This window comes from Streptomyces sp. NPDC058457 (assembly GCF_042720695.1).
GTDB lineage: Bacteria > Actinomycetota > Actinomycetes > Streptomycetales > Streptomycetaceae > Streptomyces.
This window is the reverse complement of sequence record NZ_JBHXLU010000015.1, coordinates 80,013-101,502: the sequence shown is the minus strand read 5'-3', so window position 1 is coordinate 101,502 and position 21,490 is coordinate 80,013. Positions and strand designations below refer to the sequence as shown.

Genomic DNA, 21,490 nt, shown 5'->3' with positions numbered 1-21,490 from the left:
AGTGCAGGTCGCGACTGTAGGCCGTGCCTGGCCCGGCTGGTGTGAAAGCCAACTGACCCGTCGTTCGCGCCTCGAGGATCAGCGCTTCGCGTACGCCGGTCAGAGGAGCCCGGTGAGCCGCCATGAGGCGACTCCTGGGTGCGGCGGCTCACTGCGCGGTGTGGTGGGTGCGGCGGAAGGCGCCCGGTGTCGTGCCGGTGTGGCGGGTGAAGAACTTGCCGAAGTTGGTGGGTTCGGAGAAGCCCAGATGGCGGGCGATGACCGCGACCGGCTCGTCGGTGTGGGCGAGCAGTCGCTGGGCCTGGAGGGCGACCCGGGCGTCGATGACCTGCTTGACGGGCTGTCCGGTGGCGGCCAGGCAGGCGCGGGTGAGGGTTTTGACCGTGTAGCCGAGGAGGTGGGCGTAGTCCTCGGCGCGGCGGGTGGCGGCGTAGGAGTGTTCCAGTTGGGCGCGGAAGCGGGCGTAGACCTCGCCACCGGCGCGCGGGTCGCCGTCCGTCTCCGGCTGCGGCAGCCGGTCGATGTGCAACAGCACCGTGGCGAGCAGCAGTTGGAGGATCTCCCGCGACACGGTGCCGTCCGGGCGGGTGAACTCGGCGCGCACCCTGTCCAGCAGGGCGGACAGGGTGGCGTGGTCGTGGCCGGTGCCCAGCTGCCGGCAGACCGGGCCGTACCACTCGCGTACGAGGCGGTCGGTGCCGGCCAGGTGGGGCGGGAAGGTGGGGGTGAACAGCAGGTGGGTGCCGTTCATGGTGCCGGGGCGGCCGAAGCGCTGGACCTGGCCGGGGCGGATCCACAGCAGTGTGCCGGGGCGGCAGGGGTAGGTGACGAAGTCGACCGTGTGTTCCCCGCGGCCCTCGGTGATCAGGGTGATGGTGTGGAAGTCCACCCGGTGGACGCGCTGGAGGCTGCCGTCGGGCATCCGCTCGTGCAGGGCGGCCAGATCGATCAGCTCGAATCCGGCGACCGGCCCGGTGGGCGGGTTGAACCCGAACCCGGGGATCGGTCCGTCACGGGTGGTGGCGGCGGCTTCGGAGGCCGACATGGGAGACCTCGCTCATGTCCGTCTTTGACCATCAGAGGTCTCCAGCGTATCTCGCCCGACCGTGGTGCGCGGGCGACAGTGGAGGCAATGACGGTTGATCGGATACCGCCTGACCAGGAAGAAGCGCAGCATGAACGGCACTGTGACGGTCATCGACATGGGCACGGTCCGCGTCCACAGCTACATGGCACCGGACGACAGTCTGAATGTCACCACCCAGCTGATCGAGACCCCGGGCCGGATCGTGGCCGTCGACGCGCAGTACGCGCTGGGGTACGCCGACGAGGTCGTCGCCTACGCCAAGGGGCTGGGCAAGCCGATCGACCGGCTGATCGTCACGCACGCCCACCCCGACCACTTCCACGGCGCGGCCCGCTTCGGGGCGCCCGTGCACGCGCTGCCCGCCGTGCGCGACCAGATCGCCGCCCAGGGCGACGCCCAGGACCCGACCGGCATACTCATCCCGGTCACCGACGTCACGCCGACCGTCGAGATCAGCCCCGGTACCGAGGTCATCGACGGCGTGCCGTTCGTCTTCGAGGGCGTGACGGGCGGCGAGGCGGCCGACGAACTCGTGATCAGGCTGCCCGTGCAGGGCGTCCTGGTCGCCCAGGACCTCGTCTACCACGCCACCCACCTGTTCCTGGGCAACAACGACATCGACGGCTGGCAGAAGGCCCTCGACGCCCTGGCCGCCGACACCTCGTACGACACGATCCTGGCCGGGCACGGTCTGCCCGCCACGCCGGCCGTCTACGCCGAACTGCGCGACTACCTCACCGCCGCACGCGAACTGCTCGGCGACGACGGCGAGGCGTACAAGAAGGCCCTCCTGGAGCGCTACCCGACCTACGGCGGCCCGTTCCTGATCGACATCGGCAACCAGTACCTCTTCGGCGCGCAGAGCGCCTGAACCGCCGTACCGGACCCTGTACCGCCGTACCGAACAAGGAAAGAGAACAAGGACGATGAGCAGGATCGTGGTGTTCGGAGCCGCCGGAAAGGCCGGCTCCCGTGTCGTCGCCGAGGCCGCCGCACGCGGTCATGAGGTCACCGCGGTGGCCCGGGACCTCTCCCGGATCGCCTCCGTGCCCGGCGGGGTGCGGCTGGTGTCCGGTGATGTCACCGACCCCGGGACGGTCGCCGACCTGGCCCAGGACGCCGACGCGCTGGTGCTGACCGTCGGCGGACCCGACGCCCGCCTGTACGCCGAGGCCGTGGCGTCCGTCGCCTCGGCCGGGCGTGCCCTGGCCCCGGCCGGGCCTCGCATCCTGCACATGGGCGGCGGGGCGAGCCTCCTCGACGCCGAGGGTGTGCGCTTCTTCGACGCGCCTGGCTTTCCGGAGGAGTTCAAGCCCTACGCCATCGGCCAGATCCAGGCCCTCGATGCCTACCTCGACCTCGGCGACGACGTCACCTGGACCTACCTCTCCCCGCCGCCCGTGCACTTCGCTCCCGGCGAGCGCACCGGCCGTTACCGCACGGGCCTGGATCACCCGGTCACCGGCGCGGACGGCCAGGCCCGCATCTCCTACGAGGACTACGCCGTCGCTCTCGTGGACGAGGTCGAGAACCCCCGGCACCTCAACCGCCGCTTCACCGTCGGCTACTGAATCCGTTACCCGGCGACTTCCCACAGCAGACCGCACCCCGCCCTCACGCCGGCTTCCCCCTGGCCGGTGGCCGCTCCGAAAGGGCTCAGCCGGCCGTTTGCTCAGACGGGAAGTTCGGTGATGCTGAGGGCGAAGTCCAAGTTCCCCACCCCGTGGTTGGCGAGGCCCACTGTGACCACGCCCGCGCCTTCCAGCCAGTGCGCCATTTTCAGGCCGCCGACGTCCAGCGGGCGCAGCCCGAGGCTCTCGGTGAACGCCTCCACGCTTGCCTTGGCCTGCGCATTGTCGCCGGCGATGAAGACGTCGGGCCGACCCTTCTCCAGGACGTGGCGGAAGATGGTGTTGAACGCCTTCACCACGCTGGCGCCGGCCGGGGCCGCCTTGGCGACTTCCTGCGCGATCGAGGTCTCCTCGCGGTGGGCCAGCCCGTCGAACGTGGAGTTGAAGGGATTGCTGATGTCGACGATGACCTTGCCCGCGAGAGCGTCTCCGTACTGGGCGACGACCGGCACGACACCGTCGTACAACAGGGCCACGATGACGATGTCCCCGGCCGGGGCGGTGCCCCATTCTCCCGTCGTGGCGCCGCCGCCGAGAGCCTTGGCCAGGTCAGCGGCCTTGGACTGATCGCGGCCCATGACCTCGACGGTGTTGCCGCCCGCTACCGCCCGCGCGCCGATGGCGCGGGCCATGTTCCCGGTGCCGATGATGCTGATGCTGCTCATGAGATGTCCTGCCCTGGTTGTGCGTTGTCCGGTTCAGATGGCGGTGGTGCCGCCGTCGGCGACGAGTTCCATGCCGTTGACGTAGCTGGAGTCGTCGGAGGCGAGGAAGAGGGCGGCGGTGGCGATCTCGTCGGGGCGGCCCATCCGACCGCGGGGGATGAGGGACTCGAACTGGCGCTTGGTGGCCTCGTCGAAGAGTTCTTCCTGCTTGGCGGTGGCGACCTGGCCGGGGGTCAGGACGTTGACGCGGATGCGGCGGTCCTTGAGCTCGTTGAGCCAGACGCGGGCCCAGGCCTGCTGGACGGCCTTGCTGCCGGCGTAGACGCTCCAGCCGGGGAAGGCGCCGAGGGAGGCGTTGGAGCCGGTCATGAGGATGGAGCCGCCGTCGTTGAAGAGCGGGAGGGCCTTCTGGACGGTGAACAGGGTGCCGCGGGCGTTGAGGTAGAACGCGGCGTCGAAGTGGGCCTCGGTGATCTCGCCGAGCGGGGCGGGCTCGCCCCCGCCTGCGCTGGCCCACAGCACGTCGAGGCTTCCCTTCTCCCGCTTGACGGTGTCGTACAGGCGGTCCAGGTCGTCCAGGTCGGCGGCGTCACCCTGGACGCCGGTGACGTTGCGGCCGATCTGCTTCACGGCCTCGTCCAGGGCGTCCTGGCGACGGCCGGTGATGAAGACGTGCGCTCCCTCGTCGACGAACAGCTTCGCGCCTGCCAGCGCCATGCCGGTGGTGGCGCCGGTGATGACCGCGACCTTGCCGTCGAGCTTTCCCATGGTCATTCCCTTGGGTCGGTGGTGCCGTGCGTACCTGGGGCGACGGTGTTATGTACACCGTCCTGTGTGCTTACGGTATGGGGCGGGCGGCCGGGGCGCAAGCTATGTACACCGGTCGTTACCCGGCTGGGGTAGCATGGAGCCATGACGGAGTTGGAGAAGGGCCCCACGGGCCGCCGCCGCGGCCGGGGCGCCCGCGAGCGCATCCTCGGCGCGTCCCAGCAGCTGTTCCGCGAGCAGGGCATCAACCGCACCGGCATGGACCAGCTCTGCGCGGCGGCCCAGGTGTCCAAGCGCACGGCCTACCAGCACTTCTCCGGCAAGGACGAACTCGTCGCCGAGTACCTGCGCCGGTTCGACCCCTCCGTTCTGTCCGGCGTGTTCGACCGCACCGACCTCACGCCTCGCGAACGGCTCCTCGCCGCCTTCGACATCCCCCCCACCACCCCCCTGTGCCCCTACATCGCCGCCGCCGTCGAACTCCACGACCCCCAGCACCCCGCATCCCGGTACGCACGCGACTACAAGAAAGCCGTCGCCGCGCGGCTCGCCGACACGGCCCGCGAAGCCGGCGCCGCCGACCCTGAACGGCTCGGCGAGCAGCTCGCGCTGCTCATCGACGGCGCCGCGGCCCGTACCCGGGTCCTCGACGCCGATGCCTTCCCCACCGCCGCCGCCATCGCCGCCGTCCTCGTCGACAACGCCATCCCCGCCACGGGCGGCGATGACCGGCGACGGGAGGAAGTGTCAGGTTGACTTGGCGCTCCGCGGCCGGACTGGACGCGCTGCCGGTCGCGCGACTGCACCCGCTGGTGCGCGACACCGGCCGCCCGGCACCTGGCCCGGACCTGCCGGCCTTTACGAAACTGGCCACGCTGAAAATGCTCAGTGTGTGCTGCCGCGTCCCGCGTCCCGCGTCCCGCGTCCCGCGTCCCGCGTCCCGCGTCCCGCGTCCCGCGTCCCGCGTCCCGCGTCCCGCGTCAGGCGGCCTGGCGCCGGGAATCGCTCGGTACATGCCATGCTCGAGTGCGGCAACGTCCCTCCTGACCTGCGCTGTACCAAAGTGCCAACCATCCTTCTGATTCCGTACCTCAGCTGCGGAAACCTAGTTGGCATCAGTGCAGGTCACGAACGTTGCGCAGTGCCAACTATCGAGCCTGGTCACACTGCGTTGTGACTGGTCGAGACAGATGACACCTGGTCGAGGCGGATGACACCGGCGCCTCGTCGGCACGGTCGTCGGGATGCGCGGGGTCGTTGACCGGATGACACCTTGGTCCCGGTGACAGACAGGCCGACCAACGCGAGCGAGTGCCGGCAACGATGACCAAACGGTACTGTCGGGGCCGGCCTGGGCGAGTGCAGTGGCGACGGTGGTGACCATCCATCGGGCCTCGCTCTCGCCCACAGTGTCGGGCTCCAGCAGGGCGCCGGTGTCGGTGTGGTCGACGTACGGGCCGCGGAACTTCGAGGCATTGGTCTGGCGGGCCGAGGCGATCGCGTCGTCCAGCAGCTGCTGCAGGCTTGCGGGGCTGGTACGCGTCCAGGACGGCCTGGGCGCTGGTGAGCAGGGAGCGCGCGTTCTTGAAGGACGCGACCGCGACGCCGATGGCCACGGCCGGCCGGTGAGGAACGAGGAGCCGGAGCAGTTCGCCGGGGTGACCGCACTGATGCCCGGCGCCGCAGGTGACCAACCAGCTTGTCCCGCGTGGCGCAGGGCACGTTCATGACAGGATTGCGATGGGGAAGGTTCAGGGCAGTCATAAGGGCGTCCATGACTGCCGTGAAGGGATCACCCGTGACGTCCACTGCGCCTCCCCCCATACCTCGGGCTGCAGGATCGTTTCCGCTCATCGGCCACGCGCTGAAGATGCGCGACAACCTCGGCTTCATCGACTCGCTGCGCGAGACACGGGAACCACTCGTCGAGATCATCCTGCAACCCGGGACGCGCACGATCGTGGTCCAGGACCCGGCCCTGATCCACCAGATGCTCAAGGGCCTGGCACCCAGCCTCGACAAGGGCCGGCTCTACGACAAGCTGGGCCAGCTGCTGGGCGACAGCGTCGTCACCGCCACCGGCCGCGACCACGTACGCAGACGCCGCCAGCTTCAACCCGCGTTCGCCCACACCGAGATCAGCCGGTACGTCGACCTCATGCGCGGCGAGGTGACGGCCACCGTCGCCGCCTGGGAGCGCGGGCGGCCCCTCGACGTACACGAGGCGATGGTCGGGCTCAGTCTCGACATGCTGGCCAAGACGGTGTTCGCCGGCAGCCTCGACGACGCCGTCTTCCGCCGGCTGCGCAGCAACGTGTCGGTGGTGATGAGCGGCGTCGGTCTGCGCATCATGCTGCCCGACTGGGCCGAGCGCCTGCCGCTGCCCTTCAACCGCCGCTTCGACCGGGCCCGGGCCGAGGTGCGCGCCACCATCAGCACCGCCGTCGACGAACTGCAGGCCTCCGGGCACGACACCGGGGACATGCTCTCCATGCTGCTGCGCACCATCGACGAGGAGACCGGCGAGCCGCTGACCGGGCATCAGATCTGCTCCGAGATCTTCCTCCTGGCCGTGGCGGGCACCGAGACGACCGCGTCCTTGCTGGCCTGGACCCTGTACGAGCTCGCCCGCAACCCCGGCATCGAGGCCCGGGTCCTGGCCGAGCTGGACGAGGTCCTCGGCGAACGGCCGGTCGCCTTCGACGACATGATGCGGCTGCCGTACCTGGACCGGGTGATCACCGAGACCCTGCGGCTGCACCACCCCGGCTGGCTGGTCACCCGCCGCACCACCGAGGAGACCCGGCTCGGCGAGTGGACGCTGCCCGCCGGTACCGAGCTGGCCTACTGCCAGCACGCCCTGCACCGCGACCCCGAGCGCTTCCCCGACCCGCACACCTTCGACCCGGACCGGTGGACCGACGCCGCTCAGGAGCCTCCGCCGGGCGCGTTCGTGCCCTTCGGGGACGGCAAGCACAAGTGCATGGGGGACCGTTTCTCCCTCACCGAAATGGTCACGGCGCTCGCGACGATGCTGCGTTCGGTACGGCTGGAACTCGCCGAGGGCCAGGTCATCCGCCAGGTCGCCCGGCTCACCGTACGGCCGCGCAACCTGCGGATGACCGTCCGCCCCCGAGCCGGGGCCGGCCTCTAGCGCGTATCTCTTGCGGCACCACCGTCAGGGCCGGTGCCGGCGTTGCCATCCCCCTCGCGCGCGATGCTCATCGCCGCGGACAAGGCCCTGAAGGCCGCGGACGCGCTGAGCCACATGCGCTGAACCGGGCACCACCTCACGGGTGCCCTCGGGCCGTGATGGCATTGGACGGCAGAATACGGGCGGGAATGGTCACGTCGGCATGCGACGCGGGTTCGTACGTGCGCGCGACGGGTCGGAGAGGCGGTACTGGGAGACAGCCTGCCGGCCACCTCATGCAGTTTGCTGGTTGCAACAACCACAGCGGGGTCGCTTGGTCCGGCGAGGCGAGAATCAAGTCGATCAACAACAAGACCGGCACGGTGACGCTGAAGTTCCACGCCTGCAACACCTCCGACTGGCAGTCCGCCACGCATGCAGTGCCCCGCTCCTGGAACCCGCGATTCGCGGACACCTACGGGGCGGCAGTGAAGGAGGGCTTCAACTGGGAGGAGAAGTGGCCGCCGGTCAATGAGTCCATCAATACCTCGGACTGGCTGAACTAGCCGGGATCATCCCCAGATACCGCCCCCTTGTTACGGTGGCCGCGTGTACCGTACCGCCCTGAGAACACTCGCCGCCCTGGGGCCGTTTCTGCTGCTCACCGCGTGTGCGGGGAGCCAGCCGACGACCAAGGCCGCGGCAGACCGCATCACCGGGAACTGGGCGGGACCGCACAGCGAGAAGTTCACCTTCGCCGCCGACCGGACGTTTACCGCCAGCGGTCTCGATTCGAAGAACCTCGCCGATGCAATGTGCACCGAAAAACCCTCCAAAGGTGGCTGGGCTTTCTACGTCGCGACCAGCAAGCACACTGAGATCTCGGACGAGACCGCCAAGTCCGGCTCCTGGATCGGTCTTTCATTCGATGGCGCGGCCGAGAACTGCCGTATCGACCTGGCGGTGGTGGATGGCGGCAAGGCACTGTGCGCGACGGACGACCCGGATGCGCCGTGCGGGCTGGACGTGAAGTTCACCAAGGAGTCGTAGCGGGACGGCTCATTTCTTGAGCGAGCATTGCGAACAGGACGCTGATGCGTTGGCGGGCGATGCGGAGGAGGGCATGGGTGTGGGTGTGGGTTTTTCCGCGGCCTCGCTGGCGGTCGTAGCAGGGCGGCGGCGGTCCTGACGCCGACGCCGGGCATCGACGTCAGGACCGGGCCCACCAGTCAAAACGCCTGATCGCCACCAATCATCAGCAAAGTAGGGGCAGTTGGAGTCATCTCGGTGGAGCTGTTGGCGGACGCACCAGCCGCAGCGTCCCGCTTCGGGCGGCCTGACACCGGGAATCGACCAGTACATGCCCTGCTTGAATACGGCGACGCCCCTCCTGACCTGCGCTGTACCAAAGTGCCAACTATCGATCATGGTCACATGCGTGTCGGTGAGGTCCCGAGTTCCGTGAGGTGATCACGTGCGGTCCCGCATGGGCGCGTCGGCTTGTGGGCAGCGGGCGAGAGCCGGGAACCGTGGCCCCGGCTCGGGGTCGGCGGGTGCTGGGCCCGATGCCGGTGCCGGTGTCGGTGTCGGTCAGGCGCAGGTGTTGGTCAATGTCCCCAGTCCTTCGATCGTGGAGCGCAGGACGTTGCCCTTGGTCAGGTAGCGGGCGGGGTCGCGGGAGAACCCGACGCCGGACGGCGTGCCGGTGAAGACCAGGTCCCCGGTGCGCAGTTCCACCACACCGGACAGATGACCGATGAGGGTGGGGATGTCGAAGATCAGGTCCCGTGTGCGGCCGCTCTGCACGGTTTCCTCGTCCAGCGTGCAGGTCAGGGCGAGGTCGGTCGGCTCGTCGAGTTCGTCGGGGGTGGTGATCCACGGGCCGATCGGGCTGAAGGCCCGGTGGCTCTTGGCGAGGCTGAACTGGGGTGGGGTTCCTGCCATTTGGCTGGTGCGTTCGGAGATGTCCTGGCCCACGCAGAAGCCGGCGATGTGGTCGAAGGCCTTGTCGGCGGGGATGTCGCGGCCGCCCAGGGCGAGCACGACCACGAGTTCGATCTCCCAGTCGCAGGTGGCGGTGGGCAGCGGGATGTCCTCGGCCGGTCCTGCGAGGGAGGAGGGGAACTTGGTGAAGACCAGTGGGGAGTCGGGGATTCCCAGGCCGGTCTCGGCGCCGTGTTCCCGGTAGTTGAGGCCTACGGCGAAGATCTGGCCCGGTGCGGTGACCGGAGGCCCGAGCCGGGTCGCGTCTGCCTCCAGGCTTGCGAGCGTGACAGAGGCGTCCACTGCGGGGCGGGCGGTGGCGAGCCAGTCACGGATCTCGGGGATCCGGGTCAGGGCCGCGTCGGGAAGCGCCGGAAAGCGGCCTCGGGACGCGGCTTCGAGGTCGATGACACCGTCGGCCGTGACGACGACGGCACGTCCGTCCAGGTTGGCGAGTTTCATGGTGGCCTTTCCGGAGGGGCCCGCGGTGCGGACGCGGGCCCCTCCCGGGGGTGGTGGCTCAGTCCTCGACCTTCACCGGGGGCTCGGTGTCGCTGAGCAGCTCGCGCAACTGCTCGTCCGAGGCGGTGGCGAGAAACGCGTAGATGTCGTCAGGGAAGTTGATGTGCGGCTTGGCGCGGTCCAGCGCGGGCTGCGGCAGCGCCTCCGGCGGACGCACGTAGTCGGCCGGCCGCCGGTAGCGGGCGAGTGCAGCCTCGTCGATACCGGCCAGGGCGACGACCTCCGGGTCGATCCAGGCCCGGTCGTCGATGGCCTCTCCCGTGGTGATCTCCAGCACCATGCCCTCGGGCCCGCCGAAGTAGACGGACTGGCAGAAGCCGTGGTCTATGGGGCCCAGCGCCATGATGCCCCGGCTTCGGATGCGGTCACGCAGGGTCAGCAGCTCCTCGACACTCGCCACGTCGAAGGCGACGTGCTGCATGGCGCCGGCGGCGACCGGGCTGGTGGGGGTGGCGGCGTGCGTCAGCCCCCACTCGGTCTTGCCGGGGTTCTCGGGGTGGTGGACGAAGGCGATGTAGGACGTCGGATTGAGCTCCAGGAACGCGTGCCAGGCACCCTCGACGCCGTGCATCCAGTACAGGGCCTTGAGTTCGCAGCCCAGCACGTCCGTGAAGAACTCGATCTGGGCCTTGATGTCGCGGGTGGCGATGGCGAGGTGGTTGACGCCGCGGGGGTGGACGGTCATGTCGATCACTCCTTTGTGATCACGCGCCGACGGAGGAACCGGCGCGCAGGGTCTTGTGACACCAGTCGCCGACCACTCGGGCGTAGTCGGCGGTGTGGAAGAGCATCAGCTGGTGGACGCCGTCCGGGTGAACGTGCAGTTCCACCGGACCGCCGGTGGCGCCGGCGACGGCACGGGCGATGTCCGGGGTGAACACCGGGTCCTTCTCTCCGACGGTGAAGAGGATCGGTTTGGTGTTCTCCGCCAGGGGGACTGCGGGCTCGTAGCGCATCAGGGATCCCCAGGACGCCAGGTCGTAGGACCAGGTGTTGAGCGGGTCCTGCCGCTTCTGGCGGTCGGCGCCCGCATAGCCGTAGTCCTCGTCGAAGTCGTAGAAGCGGCCGATGTCGAACTGCAGGGCCTCCCCGAAGCGCGCGATCAGCTGCTCGTAGGCCTCCGTCCGGAACGGGTTGTCGGCCGGGATCATCGGGGAGGACGGGATGGCGTACCCCATGAGCACGGCGCCGGCGAACACATCGGACGCGGCGTAGGCGCAGTAGGCGGCGGCAGCGCCCAGGGACGAGCCCTTCACGAACACGGGAAGCCCGGTCTCGGCGGCGATGTGCTCGCCCATCTCGACGGCCGCGGTCGTCCACTCGTCCAGGGTGAACCGCCCGGCAGGCCGGATCGTCCGGGAGCGGCCGTGGCTCGGCGCGTCCATGGACCACACCTCCGCGCCGAGCCCCGCGTAGTGGGCGGCGAAGGTGTCGTAGATCCCCCCGTGGCCGCCGATGCCGTGCTGTACGAGCAGCACGTGGTCGGCCTCCGGATGGGGGTAGCGGTAGGCGAAGGTCTCGCCGACCACGTGGTCTTCACGTTTCATGACTGCCTCCAGACGGCGGGCGTCGTCCTCGCACCCCGCCAGATGTTGATGAGTATCAACTTTAAATTGATGAGGGTCAACATCTGGCGTTAGCATTGCGACCATGAGCCCTGCCATCTCGCGTACCGGACGACCGCCGGCCGAACTCGCCCCCGCGACCCTCGACGAGATCCTGGGCGGGGCCCTGAGGATGTTCGCGGAGAAGGGCTACGACGGAGCCTCCGTCGCGGCGCTCAACCGCGAGCTCGGGGTCAGCCACAACCTCATCCACCAGCGCTTCGGATCGAAGGAGAAGCTCTGGTACGCCACCGTCGACTGGGCCTTCGCCGGCATCGCGGCCGAGCTGCTGCCGGAGCTGGAGAACACCGAGGGCGGGCCGCTGGAGCAGACGCGCCGGATCATCCGCCGCTTCGTCCTCGTCCACGCCCGTCGCCCCGAGGTGCTCCGCCTCGTCAACATCGAGGGCGTCGCCGAGACGCCCCGGCTTTTCCATGTGTACGAACGGCACATCGAGCCGGTCCTCGGCATGCTCACCGCGCCCCTGCGTGACCTGATGGACAAGGGCGAGATCGCGCCCGTGCCGATCCGTACGCTGCACTTCCTCGTGGCGCACGGCGCCAGCGCCCCGTACAGCCTCCTCGGGCTCGCCCGCCGTCTCGGCCCCGGTGATCCGCTCGATCCCCGGGTGGTCGCAGAGCACGCCGACGTGGTCGCCGACCTCATCGTCGGAGGACTGCAGTACCGTACGCGGCGCGGCGGGGAGCAAGCGTGAAGGTGACGCTGACCTTCGACAACGGCCCGACGGCGGCGGTCACCCATCAGGTGCTCGACACGCTCGCCGCCCATGGGGTGAAGTCCACGTTCTTCCTCGTCGGCGACAACCTCCGTGATCCGGCGAACCGCGCCGCGGCCGAGCGCGCCGCCGGGGCCGGGCACTGGATCGGCAACCACACCCTGACCCACTCGGTGCAGCTCGGCGACAGCCCCGACGCCGACACCGCCCGGCGCGAGATCGGCGAGGCCCAGCGCCTCATCGGTGAACTCGCCACCCCGGGAAGGCTGTTCCGCCCGTACGGGCGTGGCGGCATCCAGGACCGGCTGCTCTTCAGCCGGGCAGGTCTCGCCCGTCTCCGGCGCGACGAGCACACCTGTGTGCTCTGGAACAGCGTCCCCCGCGACTGGGACGACCCGGACGGCTGGGTGGACACCTGCCTGGCCGACATCGCCACCCGCGACTGGAGCCTGGTCGTCCTGCACGACCTCGCCACCGGCGCGATGGATCACCTGCCCGGGTTCCTCGAAGGTCTGAAGGGCGTCGGAGCCGACGTCGTCCAGGACTTCCCGCCTGACTGCGTTCCGATCCGGGACGGTCGTGTCCGGCGTTCGCTGGAGCATCTCGTGGCCGACTGAGGCGTGTGCGGCGCACCGTCCGTGCCCGAACTCCAAGCCCTGCCGGTAAAAATAATGGTTACAGTGTTACCTTTAATTGAACCGGAGCTGGAGAAGGCATACTTTTCGCGTGTCGATGCCACGTGATCAGAAGCAGGGGGGTGGGGCGTCGGTGCGGCGTTCTCCGGGGCGTCCGCCCGTTCCGCTGGAGCGGATCGTCGCCGCGGCGCTGCAGATCGTCGACGAGGAGGGCGCCGAGGCCCTGTCGATGCGGACGCTCGCGCAACGCCTGGGATCCGGGACGGCCACCCTCTACCGGCACTTCGACAACCGCTCCGCTCTCGTGGCGCACGTGGTGGACCGTGTGTTCGGCACGGTCGAGATCAAGGGGGACGAACTGGCCGCGGCCGGCTGGCAGGGGGCCTGCCGTACGGTGGCGCAGGCCATGTTCGACGCCTTGGGCCGGCACCGTGGTGTGGCGCCGTTGCTCGTCGAGCGGATCCCCATCGGCCCCCATGCCATGGCCGTGCGTGAGTCCTGCATCGCGGCGTTGCTCGCTGACGGATTCCCGCCGAAGACCGCGGCGCACGCCTACGCGACGCTGTCGCGCTATGTGCTGGGTTTCGCGATCCAGTTCAGGGGGCCCGGTGGAGCGGCACAGCTCGACGGGGCTGAGGCGTCCGCCGTGTTCCGGGAGGCCGATCCGTCCCGGTATCCCGCCACCGTGGCGGTGGCGGCCTGGATGCCCGTGCCTCTGGAGGACGAGTTCGCCTTCGGGCTCGATCTCGTCCTCGACGGGCTCGGCCGTCTCCGGGGCGGCGACTGACCCGCGCGGACGGGTCGGCCCAGGCGCCGGCTCCGCGGCCCCCGCGTACGGCTGGGCGTCGCCGTGCGCTGGAGGCCGGCCAGGCTTCAGCGGAAGGTGAAGTGCTCGGCGTGAACGTGGTCTCGGGGAAGGCCTTGGCGGTGCAGGGTGCGGCTGAGGTCCTCAACCATGGCGGCAGGGCCGCAGAGGAAGACGTGCAGGTCAGGAGTTATCGGACCGGCTGCCTGCTGGATACGGTCGGCGGTCAGGCGGCCGTGGGTTCGGCTGAAGGTCGGGTGCAGCCGCAGGTGGGGGAGATGTTCGGCGGCTGCCGTGAGTTCCGGCAGGAACGGCGCGGTTTCGGCGTCGGGGGCGCAGTAGAAGAGGTCGGCGGCGGGCAGGGTGCCGCTGGGGTGGGTGAGCCAGCCGAGGAAGGGGGCGATGCCGATGCCGCCGGCGATCCAGATCTGGCGCGTTCCGCCGAGGGTGTGGTCGAACATGCCATAGGGGCCGTTGAGGGTGGCGGGCAGTCCCTCGCGTACGTCGCCGTAGATCCTCCGGGTGCCACGGCCGAGCGCCCGGATCGTGAGGCGCACTGTGCCGTCGGGGTGAACTCCGGCCACGCTGAAGGGGTGTTCGCGCCAGGCGCGGCGGCCTCCGACACGCAGGTACACGAACTGGCCGCCCGTCAGGGGCAGTCCTTCCGTGCCGACGGGGGTGAGGGTGAGGTCGATGACGTCGGAGGTGGGGCGGTGGATGCGGCCGATGGTGTAGTCGGCTCGGGGTTCCCTGCGGCGCAGCGCCAGTTCGTCGTAGACATAGGCGGCCATGCCGGTGAGGCCCATGGTGAGGTAGACGGCCAGGAGAGGTGTGGATCCGTCGATGACGAGGTCGAGGATCCAGCCGTGGACGAGGGCGGTCAGAAGCAGCAGGCCGGTCAGGCGGTGCAGGAGCAGCCAGCGCTCGTACGGCAGCCGCAGGATCCGGCCGACCTGGCCCAGCGAGACGATGACGAGCGCGAGCAGGCCGATGGCCGATCCCGCACCGAGCAGGTGCCCGATCCCCACGAGCTGAGCCGCCTGGTGGGCGTCGACGTCTCTGTACGCGCGCCCGGCGAACAGGAAGTGGAAGAGGATGTGGGGGGTGAGCAGGAGCATGGAGAGCAGGGCGTACTGCCTGTGCCGGAAGTACATGCGGTCCAGGCCGCCGAACCACTGCTCCAGCCATGGCAGCCGGGTGGCCAGTATCAGTGTGCATGACATCAGGTAGGCGGCGGCGACTCCGGCGAACTCCCCGACGAAGTACAGCGTGTTGATGCCGTCGGGGCGCAGCCGGTCCCAGGCCAGGTACAGGACCACGCCACCGGCCGCCACGGCCAACGGGCCGGCGTGACGCTTCTTCAGGCGTACGTCCACGGGGGCCCGGCAAATCCGTACGGCGTAGAGGGCCATGATGATCAGAAAGGGCATGGTCGGTCTCTCGGATGCGGGAGGTGTGTCAGGTGCGGAGCTGTTCATGGGGCGTGCTCTTCGGGGTTCATGCCACTGCCCTGTCCGCGGAGGGCCACCAGGGCGCCTGCGGCCAGGAGCGCCACGCCGAGGCTGAAGCCCGTCCCGGCGGTTCGCAGCCCCACCGCGCCGGCGGCCAGGCCCACACCGATCACCGGCAGCGAGGTCGCCGTGTACATCACCACGAAGAAGGCGGAGGCCACTTCGGCGCGTCGCGCGCTGGGAGCCTTTGAGTTGAGCACGGTCAGGGCGCCCCGGAAGGCCACGCCCTGACCGAGCCCCGCCACCGCCCCGGCGGCCACGAGCAGGAGAAGTGAGGCTGCGGCGAGCCCGGCGGCGAGCAGGGCCATGCCGACGACGATCAGCCCGCACGCGACGGGCAGAGCTCTGTGACCGAGTGGCTTCACGAGGACGATCTGGCCCAGTGCCGATGCCGCGCACAGGGTGCCGGCGACCGCGCCGGCCAGGGCCGGGTCGGGAAGGCCGAGGAGGCGGCTCAGGAAGGACGGTGCGACCGAGGTGTACAGCCCGAGCACGGCGAATCCGGCGAAGCCGGCGGTGGAGGCCCGGACGAAGGTGGCCTGCATCGCGGCGGGCACGCGCGGCCGGGTGACACGCAGGCGTGGGCGCGGCGTGGACGTCGGCACGGGCTCGGGCGTCAGCCAGATGCCCACCACCGCGCAGGTCAGCAGGAGCAGATGAACCAGGAAGGGCAACCGCAGTGGATCGGGGGCGAGTCGGGCCAACGTGCCGGACACCGACGGTCCTGCCCCCAGGCCTCCGATGTTCGCCACGGTGGCCACCAGGGTGGCGCGCTCGGAACCGTTTTGGCCGGCCAGGTCGACCAGGGTGGCCGTCGCGGTGCCGGTGAAGACGCCGGCCGACAGTCCCGACAGCAGCCGTGCCACGAGCAGCAGCGCCAGGTCGTGCGCGGTGAGGAAGACCATCGCGCTGAGCGCCGAACAGGCGAGTCCGGGCAGCAGGGTTCGTCGGCGTCCGATGGCGTCGGAGACCCGCCCGAACAACACCAGGGCGGTGAGGACACCCAGCGCGTAGGCGGCGAAGATCACCGTGGTCGTCAGGGTCGAGAAACCCAGCTGCCGTTGGTAGAGCGGATACAGCGGTGTCGGCAGAGTGGCGCCCAGCATGGTGATGTGGAAAGCCAGAGCCACCAGCCAGAACGCCGTGCCCCGCGACACGGTCCGCCGGAGCGGACGCCCGCCTGCCCGCGGTGACAGGGGAGTTCCGGGCAGGCGGGCGCGCGAGTCGGGAACGGTCATGTGCCGCCCCCGCGACCTGTAGTCACAGCCTCGCCGGGCTGGTGGGTGCTCATGTGGCGTTCTTTCCGGTCAGGCGGCAGAGGAGGAGGCGGAGGGGCCGGTGCGCATCGTGCTCAGCAGCCGCCGTCCCGACCGCAGCAGCCGGTCCTGCACCTCGTCGAGGCCGGTGTGGAGCAGGGTGTGGTCCCGCTTGCGCCAGCGACCGGCGATCATGACCGCCTCGATGTTGACGATGTCGGCGTGCAGGACCGTGGCGACCGGGGCGTGCGCGGGCCAGAGATTGAGCGCCCGGGCGTCGACGGCGACCAGGTCGGCCTGCATGCCCGGCTCGATCCGGCCGACCTGGTCGGCGAGACCGAGCGCCTTGGCTCCTTCGACGGTCGCCCAGGCCAGCGCCTGCCTGCCGGTGACCGACGGCGCGTCGGCGTACGTGCCGGTCGTCCGCCGGTGGTGGGCGTGGTCGAGGCCGCGCTGGTGGGCGAGGGCGATCCGGGCGGCGGTGAGGACCTTCCCCGGTACGACGGTGTCCACGTCGGTGCCCAGGGAGGGGGCGCTGCCCAGGCGCAGCAGCGCGCCGGTGACCAAGGCCCCGTGGCCCTGGCCGAGTTCGTTCTCGGGGGTGCTGGTGAAGGTGACGCCCGCCTCGTCGAGCGTCTTGATCCATTCGTCGGGCAGGTCTGCTCCGTGCACCACGTTCGTACGCGGGCTGAACAGGCCGGCGGCGCGCAGGGCCTCCCAGCCTGGCGCGAGCTCGCCGCCGCTCTGGTGCATCGACACGACGAGTCCGCGTTCGGCGGCCGCGCGGAAGTCGGCGACGGCTGTCTCGGGAGCTGAGTACTGGGGGCCCTGGAGCGCCATGCCGAGGGTGAGCAGGGCGTGGCGGCGGACGGGCCCTTCCAGCAGCCGGTCGATCTCGCCGAGGGGGTGCGGGATGTCCGGGGCACGATAGGGCGTGCCGTGCAGGAAGGCGGCGCGGATCCCGGCCTGGACGAGGCCTTCGACGGCCGCGTCGGCGTGCTCGGGCGTCAGGCTGTTGTGACACCAGTCGCCGAGGGTGGTCGTACCGCAGTTGATCTGGTTCAGCGCGCCGGCGAGGTTGCTGACGTACATGTCGTCGGGGGTGTAGTCGCCGACGCACTCGCCGTGGAGGTGGGTGAGGTACTCCATCAGCGTCCAGTCGGCGCCCACGGAGCGCAGCGCGGTCTGCCAGGTGTGCAGGTGGGCGTTGACCAGGCCGGGGATGACGATACGGCCGGAGAGGTCGACGACCTCCGCGGCGGACGACTCGAGGTCCCTGCCGACGGCGGCGATACGGTCGTTCTCGACCAGGACGTCGACGGGTTCGGCGTCGGGCCGGTCGGACGCCATCGTGACGACCTGCGCACCGCGCAGGAGCGTGCGGCTCATTCGGTGGCCCCGGCACCGGTGCTGGGGCGGCTCTTCTGGGACACGGTGCGGCTCCTTGCCCGAGGCGTCATCGCCTGCGCGGCCGTTTGCGTGGTGGTGAGGAAGTCCCGGGTGGCGATGTGCCCGATGTAGCCGTCGGGACGGATCAGCAGCAGGGCGTCTCCGGTCAGGCCGTAGGCCCGCTTCAGCGTGTTCGCGGAATCGGAGAAGGCGCGGTCGGCGTTCCCGCGGGTATCGATGGTGATCCTCTTCAACTGGGCGCCCGTCGTGGGCCAGTCGAGCTGTTCGACAGCGCGGGCGGCAGGCGAGCCGTAGGCGACGGCGGTGAAGTGCGGCCCCCGGAAGGTGTCGAACAGCCGCAGCCGGGCGCCGTCGGGACCGATCAGCTCGGCGTCCGGGGCGCGGTCTCCCACCCGCAGCGTGCCGGTGCGTTGGCCGTCGGCGGGAGCGAGCGGCCCGCCGTAGTAGGTCAGGGCGAGCTGCTGTTCGTCCTTGCCGCGCTTCATGCTCGACGGGTCGAGCTTGGAGATGCCGGCCCACTTCTCCGTGGACAGCCCGAGGACACCCGCGGCGATGGGTTGGCGCTCCGCCTCGTAGGTGTCCAGCAGGTGCGGGTCGGCCCCGGCGAGGACCTGGCCGAGCTTCCAGCCGAGGTTGTAGGCGTCCTGGACACCGGTGTTCAGCCCCTGGGCGCCGGCCGGGGTGTGCACGTGCGCGGCGTCACCGGCGAGGAAGACACGTCCGCGGCCGTAGTGCTCGGCCAGGCGGATGTTGGGCCGGAACACGGAGGTCCACCGGATGTCGTGCAGCTGGATGCGCCGGTTGCGGGTGTGCGAGCGGATCCGTTCGGCGATCTGGTCCCTGTCCAGGGAGGGTTCTTCATCGGGCGCCAGCCGGATGATCCACTGGAACATGTCGTCGCCGGGCAGCGGGCAGGCGCCGATGAGCCTCCCGCCACGGCCGGGCCACATGTGCCACCGGTTGCGGGACAGGCCGCTGACCGTGGCGTCGACGATGAGGATCCGGTCGGTTTCGTCGGTCGACCCGACGAAGCCGACGCCGAGCTGCTTGCGGACCTGACTCGAACCGCCGTCCGCTCCCACGACGTACCGGGCGGGGATCTCCTCGATGCCGTCCGGGCCCGCCACCTTGGCCACGGCGGTGTCCGTGTGCTGGGCCAGCCCGACCAGTTCCTTGCCGAACTCGGCGCCGTGGTCCAGCTGTTCGAGCCGGGTGTGGAGGGCTCGGTCCGTGCGGAACTGGGGGATCAGCCACGTGTTGGGATAGGGAACATCAGGAGTGGCCTGCTTGTGGGGGAACATGCGCCACGGAACCGCCAGCGGCCCGAGATGGACACCGAGCAGCGGATAGACGCTGCCCCCGGCCAGCACGTCGTCCAGCGCGCCCAGGTCGTGGAGCACCTCAAGACTGCGCGGCTGCACACCCTTGGCCCGGGACCCGCCGAACGCCTGCGGCGCCCTGTCGACGACACGGACGTCCAGGCCGCGCCGGACCAGGTCGATCGCGAGCGCCGTACCGGACGGGCCCGCCCCGACGATCAGGACGTCGATGACGTTGCCGGCCGTCATGCCTCAAGCCTTTCGGAGTGGGTTTCCACGAAGGCGCTGATCCTGTCCGCGACCACGCCCGGGTGTTCGAAGGGGGGCATGTGGCCGCACTCGTCGATGACGTGGGACTCGAGCGGCTTCAGGAGGGTGCGCGCCCGGTCGAACTGCTCGATGGGGGTGACGTGGTCCTCGGCCCCCCACAGCAGCAGCGTGGGCACACCCGACTGGGAGGTGCGCCGGAACAACTCGGCCCGCCGGTGGAGAGGGAAGTGCTGCAACGTGTCGAAGACCGCGTGCAGGGAGCCCTCGTACCTGGAGGCGTCACGCAGCATGACGGCCAGTTCGGCGCCCTTGGCCGGATCGCGGACCTCGCTTCCCATGTGGCCGTCGAGGAGCCGGCGTCCGGACCGCCTGGCCACGAAGGAGGTCAGCAGGTCACTGCCCAGGACCCACTGCGGCAGTGGCGGCCTGTCCCGGAGGCCCGCGGTGTCGACGAGGGTGAGGGTGGAGACGCGCTCCGCGCACCTGGTCGTGTAGGCCATCGCGATCAGCGCGCCCATCGAGGTGCCGACGACGTGCAGGGGGCGCGTGAGACCGAGCCGGTCGGTCAGTTCGGCGAGCTGGCGGACGAACAGCGCCTCGTCGTACCGCGCTTTCGGCCGGTCCGAGTACCCGCGCCCGTACAGGCTGTAGACCAGCGTCCGCAGTCCTTTCGCACGCAGCTCCGACGCCAGGCCGTCCCAGAACGGAAGCGGGACGGTGAGTCCGCCGATGAACACGGCGACATCGCCCTGCTCCGGCCCGCTCAGCTCGTACTGCGTGACGCCGTCGGACAGCTCGACGAAGCTGCCGCGAAGGCTCTTCCGGGAGGCGGTGTCGAGCCCGCGGTCCTCGCCGGGCGCAGTGCAGTACTTCACTGTCGGCCTCCTTGCCGCCACTGTGCGTCGTCGACCCGGGAACCGAGGAAGGTCTCGATGGCGTCGCCGACCCAGCGCGGCTCCTCCTCCGGCAGCAGGTGTCCGCCGTCGGGATGCACCAGTTCCCGGGCCCCGGGGATGTCCCGGGTGAAGTGCTGGCCGTCGATGCACGCGCTGCGCAGAACCAGCGTGGGCGCGGTGATGCGGGGGATCAGACGGCTGCGGTCCGGCTGGTCGGTGTTGACCAGGTCGACGAAGGCCGACCGGTTCCCGCGCCGGCTCATCAGCTGGTACGCCCGGTCCACCATGACGTCGTCGACGATCGTCGAGCGGGGGCCGACGGCTGTACGCAGGTTGCGTTCGATGACGCGGCGCGGCATGGCCCGGCGCAGCAGGGGCCGCAGCAGCGGGTTGCGGGCCATGCGCATCCCCGCGGGCAGCGTCTTCTCCGGGTAGCCGGTGGCGTTCACCAGCACCAGAGCGCTGACCTGCCTCTGGTGGTCCAGCGCGACGTTCCAGGCGATGTTGCCCCCCAGCGAATTCCCGGCCAGCGCGTAGCGGGTCAGGCCCAGGACATCCAGGAAGCGGGCGACCGTCGCGGCGTAGGTCTGCATGCGGTAGTCGCGGTCCCTGCGTGGGCCGGTCAGGCCGAACCCGGGCAGGTCGGGGCGTATGACGTCGAACGACGACGACAACAGGCCCGCGACCTCGGTGAAGTGATGCAGGGACGAACCGCTGCCGTGGAGCAGCACGAGGGCGGGACCTTGTCCGGCGCGTTTGTAGTGGACACGCAGGCCGTCGACGGCGACGAACTGCGAGTCGGGCTGGGGATCGGACCAGAGGCTCATAATGGATACACTGTTGCCGTTATGTTGCCCGTGTCAAGGGCTCGCGGCTTGCGTGTGGCAAGGGAATCCGCCGGCGGTCGGTGGCCGTGCCGGAGCGGAGTCTGGAGGTCGCGCCGGGAAGGGGGCCGCCAGTGCCGCGGTTGGCGGCGCATCCTGCTCCGGGGTGCCCTGATCGAGAAAGAGCGCAGGTGCGGGCGCCCGGTGGGTCACGGCATCGCTCGAATCGTTGCCGAGGCCTCCGCCTCACGCGAAGTGCTGATGGGCCAGGCGGGTCTGCCGGAGGGGTGACCCCGGCCAACGACATCGGCCGACCGCCGCCTGTTCCCGCTGGGTCTCGTTCGTGCCGGGGATTCTCGGTGCGGTGGTTCCTGAGCGGTGGTGCCGTAGGGCGGCGGGCCGGGCGGGAGGCCCCGCCCCCCGGCCGCCCGGACC

21 protein-coding genes and 1 pseudogene are annotated in these 21,490 nt (G+C 70.1%); 9 read left to right on the top strand and 13 right to left on the bottom strand.

Annotated features, from left to right (window positions below):
• Positions 1–148: 148 nt before the first annotated feature.
• Positions 149–1,045, bottom strand: a complete 897-nt coding sequence (locus ACFWPS_RS15260) for a helix-turn-helix domain-containing protein (RefSeq protein WP_383705038.1) — start codon at positions 1,043–1,045, stop codon at positions 149–151.
• Between the two features lie 130 nt (positions 1,046–1,175).
• On the opposite strand from ACFWPS_RS15260, the gene ACFWPS_RS15255 reads away from it, so the two are divergent.
• Together ACFWPS_RS15255 and ACFWPS_RS15250 are read left to right on the top strand one after the other, a co-directional pair.
• Complete coding sequence (locus ACFWPS_RS15255) at positions 1,176–1,958, top strand: MBL fold metallo-hydrolase (RefSeq protein ID WP_383705036.1); 783 nt, start codon at positions 1,176–1,178, stop codon at positions 1,956–1,958.
• A gap of 55 nt (positions 1,959–2,013) precedes the next feature.
• Complete coding sequence (locus ACFWPS_RS15250) at positions 2,014–2,658, top strand: NAD(P)-dependent oxidoreductase (protein ID WP_383705034.1); 645 nt, start codon at positions 2,014–2,016, stop codon at positions 2,656–2,658.
• Positions 2,659–2,759: 101 nt separating this feature from the next.
• Here the strand turns inward: ACFWPS_RS15250 and ACFWPS_RS15245 are convergent, their stop codons facing one another.
• The gene (locus tag ACFWPS_RS15245) at positions 2,760–3,383 is read right to left on the bottom strand and encodes an NADPH-dependent F420 reductase (RefSeq protein ID WP_383705032.1); all 624 of its coding nucleotides are present in this window, start codon (positions 3,381–3,383) and stop codon (positions 2,760–2,762) included.
• Between the two features lie 33 nt (positions 3,384–3,416).
• Positions 3,417–4,151, bottom strand: a complete 735-nt coding sequence (locus ACFWPS_RS15240; protein WP_383705030.1) for an SDR family NAD(P)-dependent oxidoreductase — start codon at positions 4,149–4,151, stop codon at positions 3,417–3,419.
• Between the two features lie 144 nt (positions 4,152–4,295).
• On the opposite strand from ACFWPS_RS15240, the gene ACFWPS_RS15235 reads away from it, so the two are divergent.
• The 4 genes from ACFWPS_RS15235 to ACFWPS_RS15220 all read left to right on the top strand — a co-directional run bounded on the left by ACFWPS_RS15235 (position 4,296) and on the right by ACFWPS_RS15220 (position 8,334).
• Complete coding sequence (locus tag ACFWPS_RS15235; protein WP_383705028.1) at positions 4,296–4,907, top strand: TetR/AcrR family transcriptional regulator; 612 nt, start codon at positions 4,296–4,298, stop codon at positions 4,905–4,907.
• 1,018 nt (positions 4,908–5,925) lie between these two features.
• The gene (locus ACFWPS_RS15230) at positions 5,926–7,305 is read left to right on the top strand and encodes a cytochrome P450 (protein ID WP_383705026.1); all 1,380 of its coding nucleotides are present in this window, start codon (positions 5,926–5,928) and stop codon (positions 7,303–7,305) included.
• 275 nt (positions 7,306–7,580) lie between these two features.
• Entirely contained in the window at positions 7,581–7,850 is a 270-nt protein-coding gene (locus ACFWPS_RS15225; RefSeq protein ID WP_383705024.1) for a hypothetical protein, read from the top strand.
• A gap of 43 nt (positions 7,851–7,893) precedes the next feature.
• Complete coding sequence (locus ACFWPS_RS15220) at positions 7,894–8,334, top strand: hypothetical protein (RefSeq protein WP_383705022.1); 441 nt, start codon at positions 7,894–7,896, stop codon at positions 8,332–8,334.
• On the opposite strand, the pseudogene ACFWPS_RS15215 reads toward ACFWPS_RS15220, so the two are convergent.
• From ACFWPS_RS15215 to ACFWPS_RS15200, 4 genes and pseudogenes are all read right to left on the bottom strand, one after another.
• Positions 8,318–8,452 (bottom strand): annotated as a pseudogene (locus tag ACFWPS_RS15215) (IS110 family transposase); the annotation flags it as partial. The gene ACFWPS_RS15220 and the pseudogene ACFWPS_RS15215 sit on opposite strands and share 17 nt — an antisense overlap.
• Positions 8,453–8,874: 422 nt before the next feature.
• Positions 8,875–9,729 (bottom strand): fumarylacetoacetate hydrolase family protein, encoded by an 855-nt coding sequence (locus tag ACFWPS_RS15210; RefSeq protein ID WP_383705020.1) that lies wholly within the window; start codon positions 9,727–9,729, stop codon positions 8,875–8,877.
• Between the two features lie 58 nt (positions 9,730–9,787).
• Positions 9,788–10,474 (bottom strand): VOC family protein, encoded by a 687-nt coding sequence (locus ACFWPS_RS15205; RefSeq protein WP_383705017.1) that lies wholly within the window; start codon positions 10,472–10,474, stop codon positions 9,788–9,790.
• 19 nt (positions 10,475–10,493) lie between these two features.
• Positions 10,494–11,336, bottom strand: coding sequence for an alpha/beta hydrolase (locus ACFWPS_RS15200; protein ID WP_383705015.1), 843 nt, complete (start codon positions 11,334–11,336; stop codon positions 10,494–10,496).
• Positions 11,337–11,439: 103 nt separating this feature from the next.
• Here ACFWPS_RS15200 and ACFWPS_RS15195 point away from each other — a divergent pair, with 103 nt between their 5' ends.
• From ACFWPS_RS15195 to ACFWPS_RS15185, 3 genes are all read left to right on the top strand, one after another.
• Entirely contained in the window at positions 11,440–12,108 is a 669-nt protein-coding gene (locus ACFWPS_RS15195) for a TetR/AcrR family transcriptional regulator (RefSeq protein WP_383705013.1), read from the top strand.
• A complete protein-coding gene (locus tag ACFWPS_RS15190; protein WP_383705011.1) occupies positions 12,105–12,746 on the top strand; it encodes a polysaccharide deacetylase family protein in 642 nt (213 codons plus the stop codon). The genes ACFWPS_RS15195 and ACFWPS_RS15190 overlap by 4 nt, the downstream gene beginning before the upstream one ends.
• A gap of 151 nt (positions 12,747–12,897) precedes the next feature.
• Complete coding sequence (locus ACFWPS_RS15185; RefSeq protein WP_383705009.1) at positions 12,898–13,551, top strand: TetR/AcrR family transcriptional regulator; 654 nt, start codon at positions 12,898–12,900, stop codon at positions 13,549–13,551.
• 86 nt (positions 13,552–13,637) lie between these two features.
• Here ACFWPS_RS15185 and ACFWPS_RS15180 read toward each other — a convergent pair whose 3' ends face one another.
• From ACFWPS_RS15180 to ACFWPS_RS15155, 6 genes are all read right to left on the bottom strand, one after another.
• Positions 13,638–14,999, bottom strand: coding sequence for a ferric reductase-like transmembrane domain-containing protein (locus tag ACFWPS_RS15180; RefSeq protein ID WP_383705007.1), 1,362 nt, complete (start codon positions 14,997–14,999; stop codon positions 13,638–13,640).
• A 44-nt stretch (positions 15,000–15,043) separates the two neighbouring features.
• Positions 15,044–16,318, bottom strand: coding sequence for an MFS transporter (locus tag ACFWPS_RS15175; RefSeq protein WP_383705005.1), 1,275 nt, complete (start codon positions 16,316–16,318; stop codon positions 15,044–15,046).
• A gap of 69 nt (positions 16,319–16,387) precedes the next feature.
• Entirely contained in the window at positions 16,388–17,725 is a 1,338-nt protein-coding gene (locus tag ACFWPS_RS15170; protein WP_383705003.1) for an amidohydrolase family protein, read from the bottom strand.
• Positions 17,722–19,314 carry an FAD-dependent oxidoreductase gene (locus ACFWPS_RS15165; protein WP_383705001.1) on the bottom strand — a complete coding sequence of 531 codons (1,593 nt, stop codon included), beginning with the start codon at positions 19,312–19,314 and terminating at the stop codon, positions 17,722–17,724. The genes ACFWPS_RS15170 and ACFWPS_RS15165 overlap by 4 nt, the downstream gene beginning before the upstream one ends.
• Entirely contained in the window at positions 19,311–20,210 is a 900-nt protein-coding gene (locus ACFWPS_RS15160) for an alpha/beta fold hydrolase (RefSeq protein ID WP_383704999.1), read from the bottom strand. The genes ACFWPS_RS15165 and ACFWPS_RS15160 overlap by 4 nt, the downstream gene beginning before the upstream one ends.
• Positions 20,207–21,058, bottom strand: a complete 852-nt coding sequence (locus ACFWPS_RS15155; protein ID WP_383704996.1) for an alpha/beta fold hydrolase — start codon at positions 21,056–21,058, stop codon at positions 20,207–20,209. Before ACFWPS_RS15155 ends, ACFWPS_RS15160 begins: the two co-directional genes overlap by 4 nt.
• Between the last annotated feature and the right edge of the window lie 432 nt (positions 21,059–21,490).